This is a genomic window from Kitasatospora sp. LaBMicrA B282 (assembly GCF_050325825.1).
Taxonomy (GTDB): domain Bacteria; phylum Actinomycetota; class Actinomycetes; order Streptomycetales; family Streptomycetaceae; genus Kitasatospora.
Genome location: NZ_JBNQTI010000232.1, coordinates 1 through 9,913 on the forward strand (window position 1 = coordinate 1; position 9,913 = coordinate 9,913).

Below are 9,913 nucleotides of genomic sequence, written 5' to 3' on the forward strand. Positions count from 1 at the left end.
CGGTGCGGCCGGACGGGCCCGGGGCGGCGCCGGTGGCGAGCCTGGCGGTCTGACCGGCGGGCCGCCGGCCGGGCGGGCCGGCGACCGGTCGAGCGGTCGGGCCGTCAGCCGGCCGAGCGGTCAACCGGTCGAGCGGTCAACCGGTCGAGCGGCCGGCCAGGCGGGCCGTCAGCCCGTCAGCAGCGCGAGCGGCCGCGCCAGCCGGTGACCGGCAGCGCGAACTTGGCCACCAGCCGGTCGGTGAACGGCGCCTGGTGCAGCCGGGCCAGCCGGACCGGGACCTGCCCGCGCCGCACCTCCACCCGGGCCCCGGCGGGCAGTTCGTAGGACCGCCGGCCGTCGCACCAGAGCACCCCGTGCGGGGTCTTCGGCAGCACCTCGACGGCCAGCACCGAGGTCGGCGAGGTCACCAGCGGCCGGGCGAAGAGCGCGTGCGCGCTGATCGGGACCATCAGCAGCGCCTCCACCTCCGGCCAGACCACCGGGCCGCCGCCGGAGAAGGCGTAGGCGGTGGAACCGGTCGGGGTGGAGAGCACGACGCCGTCGCAGCCGAAGTTGGAGACCGGGCGGCCGTCCACCTCGGTGACCACCTCCAGCATCCGCTCCCGGACCGCCTTCTCCACCGAGGCCTCGTTCAGCGCCCAGTCCTCGTGCACCACGTCGCCGTTGGTGCGCACCAGCACGTCGAGGGTCATCCGCTCCTCGACCTCGTAGGCGCCGTCCACCACCCGCTCGACCACCACGGCCAGGTCGTCGCGTTCCGCCTCGGCCAGGAAGCCGACCCGGCCGAGGTTGATGCCGAGCATCGGCAGACCGGTGTCCCGGGAGAGCTCCGCACCGCGCAACAGCGTGCCGTCACCGCCCGCGACCAGGATCAGCTCGCAGCCGTCGGCGGCACCGTGGCCGGCCGGTACGGTCTCCACTCCGTCGGGCAGGTCGAGGTCGACCGCCTCGGCGGCCAGCAGTCTGATCCTTATCCCGGCCTTCAACAGGCCCTCGACCAGTTGCTCGACACTGCGCAACGCGGCCTCCCGGCCGGTGTGTGCGATCAGGAAGACCGTACGTCCTTCGCTCAATGCCCTCTCCCTACGTCCACGGCGGCGGGTGCCCGCCCCTGGGACCGGTCCCCCCGTTCGACTACGGCACCGGTCTCGACGCACCTGTCCCGGCAGCCTATCGGGGCCCTTCGGCCACGGCCCGGTCCGCCTCGGCCGGATCCAGCTGCGGAGCGTCCCGCCGCAGCCACAGGAAGTACTCGACGTTGCCCGACGGGCCGGGCAGCGGGCTCGCCGTCACCGCCCGGACCCCCAGGCCCGACTCCCAGGCCTGGGTCGCGACCTGACGGACCATCTCGGCGCGCAGCTGCGGGCTGCGGACCACTCCGCCGCTGCCCAGCCGCTCCTTGCCGATCTCGAACTGCGGCTTGACCATCAGCACCAGGTCCGCGTCCGGCGCCGCACAGGACGCCAGGGCCGGCAGCACCAGTCCCAGCGAGATGAACGACAGGTCGCCGACCACCAGGTCCACCAGCTCGCCGCCGATCAGCTCCGGGGTCAGCTCGCGCACGTTGGTGCGGTCCATCACCACCACCCGCTCGTCGCTCTGCAGCGACCAGGCGAGCTGGCCGTAGCCGACGTCGACCGCCAGCACCCGGGCCGCGCCCGCCCGCAGCAGGACGTCGGTGAACCCGCCGGTGGAAGCCCCCGCGTCCAGCGCCCGGCGGCCCTCGACCACCAGGCCCTGCGGCACGAACGCCGCGAACGCTCCCGCCAGCTTGTGGCCGCCGCGGGAGACGTAGTCCGGGTCGTTCTCGTCCTTGGCGACCACCACGGCCGCGGAGGTCTCCACCTGGGTCGCCGGCTTGGTCGCGGTGGCGCCGCCGACGCTCACCCGGCCCGCCGCGATCAGCTCGCTGGCGTGCTCGCGCGAGCGGGCCAGGTTGCGGCGGACCAGCTCTGCGTCGAGTCGGCGTCGTGCCACTGCCACGGGGGGTTCAGCTCCTACTGGGGGTCAAGGGGCGGTCAGGCTGTCATCGAGCGAGCCGAGGATGGTGCTCAGGCTCTGCTGAACATTTTCGTACACGGCCGCGTGCTCGGTGGTGGGCACCCCGTCCAGCCTGCCCAGCAGCCCGAGCGCAGCATCCACCCCCGGGTGCCCGGTGGGCTCCACCTCCACCCCGAGCGCCTCCGGCTCCGGCCCCCACATGGGCGCGAACTCGGGGGTGGCGGGGGCGAGCTCGGTGGGCTCGGCAGCCCCTCCGGCCGGCGGTTGCTCAGACATCGCCCTCTCCCGCCTGCGCCTTCTTCGCGGCGGCGGGCTTCCGCGCCGCGGTGCGCTTGGCCGCGGGCTGCTGCGCCCCGGACCTCTTCGCCGCCGCCTTCTTGGCGGTCGGCTCCGTGGCCGCCGTCTTCGTAGCGCTCGCCGTCTTCGCCGGCGCCCGCTTCGCCGCAGCCTTCTTGACCGGTGCTTCCTCCACCGCGGTCTTCGCCGCCGCCACCCGCTTCACCGGCGCCTTCTTCACCGCGGCCTTCCTCACCGGCGCTTCCTTCTCCGAGGCCACCCTCTTCGATGGCGCCCGCTTCACCGCAGCCTTCTTCGCAGCGCTCGCCTTCTTCACCGGCGCCCGCTTCACCCCACCCCGCTCCCCCGTCCCCCGGTGCTCGGCGCCCTCCATCAGCTCGCCCGGCGGCTCCGCCTCCGCCTGCTCCTCGTCCGGCGGCAGCGGGGCGAAGCCTGCGCCACCCGGGGGTTCGGTGCCCCAGCCCTGTTCGGGTTCCCAGTCGTCGGCGAACAGCCCCTCGGCCCGCCCCACCCCGGAAGTCCGCCCACCCGACTTCTCCTGCTTCTCCTGCTCCTTCGCCGGCCGCTCGGCCGCCGTCCCCGCCCCCGTCCCCGTCCCCGTCCCGGCAGCGCCGCCGCCTTCCAGGTCGCGCAGCTTGCCCTCCAGGTAGGCGAGCACCACACCCACCTTCACCACCTGGTCGCCCAGCTTGCCGGCCCGCTCGACCGCCTTCTCCGCCTCGGCCCGGGCCAGGCCGACCGCCAGGTCCACCCCGCCGCGGCCGACCGTGACGACCTCCTGGGCCAGGGTCTCCAGCCGGTGCACCAGCGGCGGCAGCTGGCCGGCCACGGTCCGCTCGGCCGCCTCGATGTCCACCCCGACCCGCTCCAGCAGGTCGCCCGCCGTCCCGACCACCCGCTTGCCGGCCGCCTCCGCGAGGCCCGCGGCCAACTCGACGTACCCCTGGATGTACCCGCGCAGCATCTGCCGCATCTCCCGGTGCCTCCTCCGCGCCGTCCTGTGCCCGCAGCCGACGCTACCGCGTGTTCGGACGCTCGGGCGCGCCGCCGGTCACCGCGCCGCAGCACCGGGCGCCCGGCCCGACCGGCGCAGCCGGTACGGTGGCCCCGAAAAACCCCGGACACCGGAGGGCGAGACCGTGGCCGACATCGAGGAGTGCCGCGCGGCGCTGGAGCAGTTCAGCCGGACCATGGCAGGGGCCGAGGGCGACGCCCGCAAGGCGGCCGCGCTGGACCGCACGCTCAGCTGCTGGCTCACCGACCTGGACGTGACCTTCACCGGCACGCTGCGCGACGGCCGGCTGCAGGGCATCGCGCACGCCGACGGCGCGCCCGGCGGCAAGGCGGCCATCCGGCTCACCATGACCAGCGACGACCTGGTGGCCCTGGTCGACGGACGGCTCGGGTTCGCCGCCGCCTGGGCCCGCGGCCGGGTCCGCCTGGAGGCCGGCTTCCAGGACCTGCTCCGCCTGCGCAACCTGCTCTAGAGACGAAGCCCCGAGGCCACCCGAAGCCCCGGGGCCGCCCCGAACGGCTCAGAACCCCAGTTCCGCCAGCGCCTTGCGCCCGTCCACCGGCTCGCCCGTCCGGTCCAGCTCCGCCCAGGCCGCGGCGCAGAGCGCGCGCAGCCCGTCGTAGCGACCGTCCGCGCCGGCCACCTGCCCGGCCGCGCCCTCCACCACCACCGACGCGTCCACGCCGACCCGCAGTTCGCCGTCCTGCACCGCGGCCCAGCGCCCGCGGCAGTCGAACCCGCCCGCCGCGCGGACCGTCACCGCCGGGTGCGGCTCCAGCAGCCCGCGCAGGTCGGCGGCCAGGTAGGTCGGCCGGTGCCGGACCGGGGCGCCGAGCAGCTGGGCCGGGGTGGCCACCCCGGTGAAGACCAGCAGGCTGTCGACGCCGCCGTTGTGGGCGCCCTCGATGTCGGTGTCCAACCGGTCGCCGACCACCAGCGGTCGCTTGGCCCCGGTGCGCAGCACGGTCTCCCGGTGCATCGGCGGCAGCGGCTTGCCCGCAACCTCGGGCTCGGCCCCGGTGGCGGCCTGCACGGCGGCCACCAGGGTCCCGTTGCCCGGGGCGACACCCCGGGCGGTCGGAATCGACATGTCGGTGTTGGAGGCCACCCAGGGCAGGCCGCGGGCCACCGCGTAGGCGGCCTCGGCCAGCCGCTCCCAGCCCACCGAGGGGTCGAAGCCCTGCACCACCGCGGCCGGCTCGTCGGCCAGCGACTCGACGGCCACCAGACCGCGCTCGGCCAGCGCCTCGACCAGGCCGGGGCCGCCGACCACCAGCACCTTGGCGCCGGCCGGCAGCTTGTCGGCGAGCAGCCGGGCGGCCGCCTGGGCGGAGTTGATCACGTCCGCCGGCTCGGCCGGCACCCCCAGCTCGGTGAGGTGCTCGGCCACCACCCGGGGCGGCCGGGAGGCGTTGTTGGTGACGTAGGCGAGCCGCATCCCCGCGCTCCGGGCGGTGTCCAGCGACGCCACCGCGTGGTCGATCGCCGCCGGGCCGGCGTAGACCACGCCGTCCAGGTCGAGCAGCGCGGTGTCGTAGGCCGCGACCAGCGGCTGCTCGCTGTGGCCGGGGAGCTGGGTGTCCGTCATCCCTGATCTTCCTCGTCGTTCGACTCGTCGGTGCCGTGCGGCCGGTCGTCGCCGACCCGCTCCGGGCCGTCCGTGACCTGCTGCTGGGGCGGCAGGTAGCCGGGCGCGCCCGGCAGCAGCGGGCCCCACTTGCCGGACCGGGCGGCCAGGGTGGCCCTGGTCTGCCGCAGCGCCGACCGGTAGTGCGCCGCCTGCGGCTGCATCGCGACCGCCAGCGCCAGGTGCTCGGCCGAGGTCTCGAAGTCGCCGAGCCGGGCCGCCGCGATCCCCCAGCCGAACTGAGCGTAGTCGTCCGACGGATCGGCCTGGGCGACGGTCCGGAAGTTCTCCAGCGCCGCCGCGTAGGAACCGGTGTCGAACTGGGCCCGGGCCAGCGTCTCCCGGATGCTCTTGGAGGACGGCTCGGCGGCCGCCGCCCGCGCCAGCAGCTGCTCGGCGGCGGCCGGGTGGCCCTCCGCGAGCAGGCGCTCGCCGCGCCGGAACCACTCGTAGACGTCCCCCAGCGGCGCCCCGGCACCGTTGCCGGTCGCCGGTCCCTCGCCCGCCCCGCCGGCGGCCTGACCCTGTCCACCACTCATGCCCGGCCTCGCTTCGCTCGTCCCGTCGTGGTTGCGTCATCTCGGAACAACATCGCTCCCCGATACCTTTCCCAGGTTTGATCGGGACCACGTACCGGTGATGAGACCGGTACACGACCTGGGACGGACCTTTCCGCTTCCCGCCACCACGGAGCCATCCGGGGGCCGGACGGCGGAAACTAAGCTGTCAGCTTCCGAGACGCCGATCACGGCGCGCACCACCCCTGCGCGCCGTGCATCCCAGCGCCAGAGATCCTGGTCCGATGATCCGATGACCCTTTTGCCCTTCGGCCGACCCGGCCGAAGCCCGACGGGAGAGATCCGATGAGTGCACCCAGTGCGGGAAGTGGCGCCACGTCCGCCCCGAGCGGCCCCGGCGACCCCGGGCACGTCGCCACGGCCGGGCTGTCCCTGTCGCCCTTCCGCGGCCTGCGGTACGTCCCCGAACGGGTCGGCACCCTCGCCGCCGTCACCTCCCCGCCCTACGACGTGGTGGACCCGCACCGCCGGCTCAGCCTGGAGACCGCCGACCCGCACAACGTGGTGCGGCTGATCCTGCCGCGCCCCGAGCCGGACGACACCGGGGAGCGGGCCGACCGCGACACCCGCTACCGGCACGCCGCCAAGCTGCTCGGCAGCTGGCAGCGCGAGGGCGTGCTGGCCCCGGACCCGCAGCCCGCGCTCTACGTCTACGAGCAGTGCACCGCCGCCGACAGCCCGACCGGCGAGCTGCTGCAGCGCGGCCTGATCGGCGCCCTGGCGGTCAGCGGCCGGGAGAGCGCGGTGGTGCTCCCGCACGAGGACGTGATGCCGCGCCCGGTCGCCGACCGGGTCGGCCTGATGCGCACCACCCGGGCCAACCTGGAGCCGCTGCTGCTCACCTACCGCGGGAAGGGCTCGGCCGCGGCCGTGATCGAGCGGACCGTGACCGGCGAACCGCTGCTCACCACCACCACCTCGGACGGCACCCGGCACCGGCTCTGGGCGGTCACCGACCCGACCGAGCTGGCCGAGGTCTCCCGCGACCTGGCCACCTGCCGGGCGCTGATCGCCGACGGCCACCACCGCTGGGAGATGTACCTGCGGCTCCAGCGCGAGCACCGGCACCTGCCGTTCAGCCCGTGGGACCGCGGCATGGTGCTGCTGGTGGACACCGCCCGCTACCCGCTGCGGGTCCGGGCGATCCACCGGGTGCTCTACCGGCTGCCGCCCGCCCGCGCGCTGGCCGCGCTCACCGAGAGCGAGGACGGCTGGCAGCTGACCCGGCTCGCCGGCGGCCTGGACGACGCGCTGGCCGCGCTGGCCGGGGCCAAGCGGGACGGCGCCAACGGGTTCGTGCTGACCGGCGGCGACGGCGTGTACCACCTGCTCACCGGCCCCGGCGAGGCGCTGCTCGACACCACGGTGGCCAAGGACAAGCCCGACGAGTGGCGGCACCTGGACGCCACCGTGCTGCACGCCACCCTGCTGGAGCACGTCTGGCAGGTCCCGGACTGCCCCGACGACATCGGCTACCTGCACACCGCGCAGGCCGCCGAGCGGGAGGCCGCGCGCACCGGCGGCACCGCCGTGCTGCTGCACCCGGTCGACGAGAGCGTGGTCCGCCGGCTCGCCGAGCAGGGGGTCACCATGCCGCGGAAGTCCACCTCCTTCGGCCCGAAGCCGGCCAGCGGCCTGGTGCTGCGGAGCCTGGAGCTCGGCTGACCCGACCCCGACCCACCCCGACCGGCCGGCCCCGAGCAGGCGCCGGAACGTGCCGGAACGGCAGGAGGCCCTCACCCGAACGGGTGAGGGCCTCCTGCCGTCGACTGCGGATCCGGTCACCGGCGGAGCAGTTGCCCGCCGGTCCCGAGGACCTCGTTACCGGTCGTCGCGGTCGCGCATCGCGCGGGCGATCTCGGTCTCGTCGGCCTCTTCCATCTCGACGTCGTCCTCGTCGTAGTACTCCTCGACGTCCTCGTCCTCTTCGAAGATGACCTTGTTCTCGCCATCGTCGTAGCGGGTGTCCTGGCCGCCGCGCTTCTCGGCCGGCTGCTCGTCCGCCTGCGCCGCCTCGGCCTGCTCGGCCTCCTCGACCTCGGGGTCGAGGGCGTCGACGAACTCCAGGCCGTCGATCTCGGCCAGCCGCTCGGAGGCGTTGGTCACGCCGTCCGGGTCGGACTCGGCGGCCTTGGCGAACCACTCACGGGCCTCGTCGCCCCGGTCGGCGGCGATCAGCGCCTCGGCGTAGGCGTACCGCAGCCGGGCGGTCCACGGGTGGACGGCGCTGGAGGCCAGCTCCGGGCTCTGCAGGGTCACCACGGCGGCGTCGAACTGACCGAGGTCGGTGCGGGCACCGGCCGCGACCAGGCGCATCTCGACCTGGCCGGCCTTGTCCAGCTGCTTCACCTCGGCCTCGCCGGCCATCGCCAGCGCGCGCTCCGGACGGCCCAGACCGCGCTCGCAGTCCGCCATCACCGGCCAGAGGTCCACCCGACCGGTCATCCGGCGCGCGGCGCGGAACTCGGTCAGGGCCTCCGAGTAGCGCTGGGTCATGTAGGAGGCAAAGCCGGCGGCCTCGCGCACCGAGGCGACCCGGGAGGCCAGCCGCAGCGCGACCCGCGAGTACTTGTAGGCCTCCTCCGGCTCGGTGTCGAGCAGGCGGGCGACCATCACCAGGTTGCGCGCCACGTCGTCGGCCAGCGTCTTGGGCAGGCTCTTCAGCTCCTGGCGCACGTCGGCGTCGAGCTCCGAACCCGTGACGTCCTCGGGGATCGCCAGCCGCTGCACCGGCTCGTAGTTGCCGCGGCGCTCGTCGGCGCCGCCACGCTCACGGCCCCGGTCGTCGCGGCGCCCCTCGAACCGACCCCCCGGCCGGCCGCCGCGGTCGTCACGACGGTCACGGTCGCCGTAGGACGGCCGGTCATCGCGACGGAAACCGCCCGACGGGCGGTCGCCACGGTCGTCACGGCGGAAGCCGCCGCGGTCCCCACCGCGGTCACGGTCGCCGTAGGACGGCCGGTCATCGCGACGGAAGCCGCCCGAGGGACGCTCGCCACCACGGTCATCCCGACGGTCACGGTCCCCGTAGGAGGGACGGTCGCCACCACGGAAACCGGAGGGGCGGTCGTCACGGCGGAAGCCACCACGGTCACGGTCGCCGTAGGACGGGCGGTCGCCACGGTCATCGCGACGGAACCCACCCGACGGACGGTCCCCACCGCGGTCGTCCCGACGGAAGCCACCGCGGTCGCCGCCACGGTCACGGTCGCCGTACGACGGACGGTCATCACGGCGGAAGCCGCCCGAGGGACGCTCGCCACCGCGGTCACGGTCGCCGTACGAGGGGCGGTCGCCGCCACGGAAACCGGAGGGGCGGTCGCCACGGTCGTCACGGCGGAAGCCGCCCGAGGGACGCTCGCCACCACGGTCATCCCGACGGTCACGGTCCCCGTAGGAGGGACGGTCGCCACCACGGAAACCGGAGGGGCGGTCGTCACGGCGGAAGCCGCCACGGTCGCCACCGCGGTCACGGTCGCCGTACGAGGGACGGTCATCGCGACGGAAACCGCCCGACGGACGGTCCCCACCGCGGTCGTCCCGACGGTCGCGGTCCCCGTACGAGGGGCGGTCGCCACGGTCGTCACGGCGGAAACCGCCGCGGTCGCCGCCACGGTCGCGGTCGCCGTAGGACGGACGGTCGTCACGGCGGAAGCCGCCCGACGGACGGTCCCCACCGCGGTCATCGCGGCGGAAACCGCCACGGTCGCCACCGCGGTCGCGGTCGCCGTACGAGGGGCGGTCACCGCGGTCGTCACGGCGGAAGCCACCGCGGTCGCCGCCACGGTCACGGTCGCCGTACGAGGGACGGTCATCGCGACGGAAGCCGCCCGAGGGACGGTCCCCACCACGGTCGTCCCGACGGTCGCGGTCCCCGTACGAGGGACGGTCACCGCGGTCGTCACGACGGAAACCACCGCGGTCCCCACGGTCGTCCCGGCGCGGGCCGCGGTCGTTGGACCAGCCGCCGCGAGAACGGGATTCAGAGCCTCGGCCGTCATCCGATCGGCGATCGGGGCGGCCCTGGGGCGGGTTCGACATCGCGGTGACTCCTCTGTCTACTTCATCTGCTGTGCCGCGCTTCGGGGATCGCGTACATCCGAGGCGGCGGGGGTGCCGGCCGCAGCCAGGCACCATCTTCATTGTCAAGCATCAGCACCCGACTCGCTCTGGGAGCGGTCTCGGCATCCGCCGAGCGGTGCTTGGGCGTTCGCGGAACAGAAAAACAAAAAGGCCGTGGCCCCAGCTCATCGCTGGGGCCACGGCCTTTGAAGAATTGTTCGGCGGCGTCCTACTCTCCCACAGGGTCCCCCCTGCAGTACCATCGGCGCTGTGAGGCTTAGCTTCCGGGTTCGGAATGTAACCGGGCGTTTCCCTCACGCTATGACCACC

Annotated in this window: 9 protein-coding genes, 1 rRNA gene and 1 pseudogene; 2 read left to right on the forward strand and 9 right to left on the reverse strand. The window is 74.7% G+C overall.

What is annotated here, in order from left to right:
* Positions 1 to 176: 176 nt before the first annotated feature.
* The 4 genes from ACQRUO_RS36160 to ACQRUO_RS36175 all read right to left on the reverse strand — a co-directional run bounded on the left by ACQRUO_RS36160 (position 177) and on the right by ACQRUO_RS36175 (position 3,274).
* Positions 177 to 1,076, reverse strand: coding sequence for an NAD kinase (locus ACQRUO_RS36160; RefSeq protein WP_428320412.1), 900 nt, complete (start codon positions 1,074 to 1,076; stop codon positions 177 to 179).
* Between the two features lie 97 nt (positions 1,077 to 1,173).
* Positions 1,174 to 1,980 (reverse strand): TlyA family RNA methyltransferase, encoded by an 807-nt coding sequence (locus ACQRUO_RS36165; RefSeq protein WP_428320419.1) that lies wholly within the window; start codon positions 1,978 to 1,980, stop codon positions 1,174 to 1,176.
* 30 nt (positions 1,981 to 2,010) lie between these two features.
* Positions 2,011 to 2,280: a hypothetical protein gene (locus tag ACQRUO_RS36170; protein ID WP_428320413.1), complete on the reverse strand. Its 270-nt coding sequence runs from the start codon at positions 2,278 to 2,280 to the stop codon at positions 2,011 to 2,013.
* Positions 2,273 to 3,274 carry a histone H1-like repetitive region-containing protein gene (locus ACQRUO_RS36175; RefSeq protein WP_428320414.1) on the reverse strand — a complete coding sequence of 334 codons (1,002 nt, stop codon included), beginning with the start codon at positions 3,272 to 3,274 and terminating at the stop codon, positions 2,273 to 2,275. The genes ACQRUO_RS36170 and ACQRUO_RS36175 overlap by 8 nt, the downstream gene beginning before the upstream one ends.
* 166 nt (positions 3,275 to 3,440) lie before the next feature.
* Between ACQRUO_RS36175 and ACQRUO_RS36180 the strand changes: the two genes are divergently transcribed.
* On the forward strand, positions 3,441 to 3,788 hold the full coding sequence (locus ACQRUO_RS36180) for a sterol-binding protein (RefSeq protein WP_428320415.1): 348 nt from the start codon (positions 3,441 to 3,443) through the stop codon (positions 3,786 to 3,788).
* A 48-nt stretch (positions 3,789 to 3,836) separates the two neighbouring features.
* Here the strand turns inward: ACQRUO_RS36180 and ACQRUO_RS36185 are convergent, their stop codons facing one another.
* Both ACQRUO_RS36185 and ACQRUO_RS36190 read right to left on the reverse strand, forming a co-directional pair.
* Positions 3,837 to 4,904: an HAD-IIA family hydrolase gene (locus ACQRUO_RS36185; protein WP_428320416.1), complete on the reverse strand. Its 1,068-nt coding sequence runs from the start codon at positions 4,902 to 4,904 to the stop codon at positions 3,837 to 3,839.
* A complete protein-coding gene (locus ACQRUO_RS36190) occupies positions 4,901 to 5,482 on the reverse strand; it encodes a tetratricopeptide repeat protein (RefSeq protein WP_428320417.1) in 582 nt (193 codons plus the stop codon). The genes ACQRUO_RS36185 and ACQRUO_RS36190 overlap by 4 nt, the downstream gene beginning before the upstream one ends.
* A 324-nt stretch (positions 5,483 to 5,806) precedes the next feature.
* Between ACQRUO_RS36190 and ACQRUO_RS36195 the strand changes: the two genes are divergently transcribed.
* Positions 5,807 to 7,186: a DUF1015 family protein gene (locus ACQRUO_RS36195; protein ID WP_428320418.1), complete on the forward strand. Its 1,380-nt coding sequence runs from the start codon at positions 5,807 to 5,809 to the stop codon at positions 7,184 to 7,186.
* A gap of 156 nt (positions 7,187 to 7,342) precedes the next feature.
* On the opposite strand, the gene ACQRUO_RS36200 is transcribed toward ACQRUO_RS36195, so the two are convergent.
* From ACQRUO_RS36200 to rrf, 3 genes and pseudogenes are all read right to left on the reverse strand, one after another.
* A complete protein-coding gene (locus ACQRUO_RS36200; protein ID WP_428320420.1) occupies positions 7,343 to 8,251 on the reverse strand; it encodes a tetratricopeptide repeat protein in 909 nt (302 codons plus the stop codon).
* A 30-nt stretch (positions 8,252 to 8,281) separates the two neighbouring features.
* A pseudogene (locus ACQRUO_RS36205) lies at positions 8,282 to 8,992 on the reverse strand (hypothetical protein); the annotation flags it as partial.
* A gap of 807 nt (positions 8,993 to 9,799) precedes the next feature.
* A 5S ribosomal RNA gene (rrf, locus tag ACQRUO_RS36210) occupies positions 9,800 to 9,913 on the reverse strand; the annotation flags it as partial.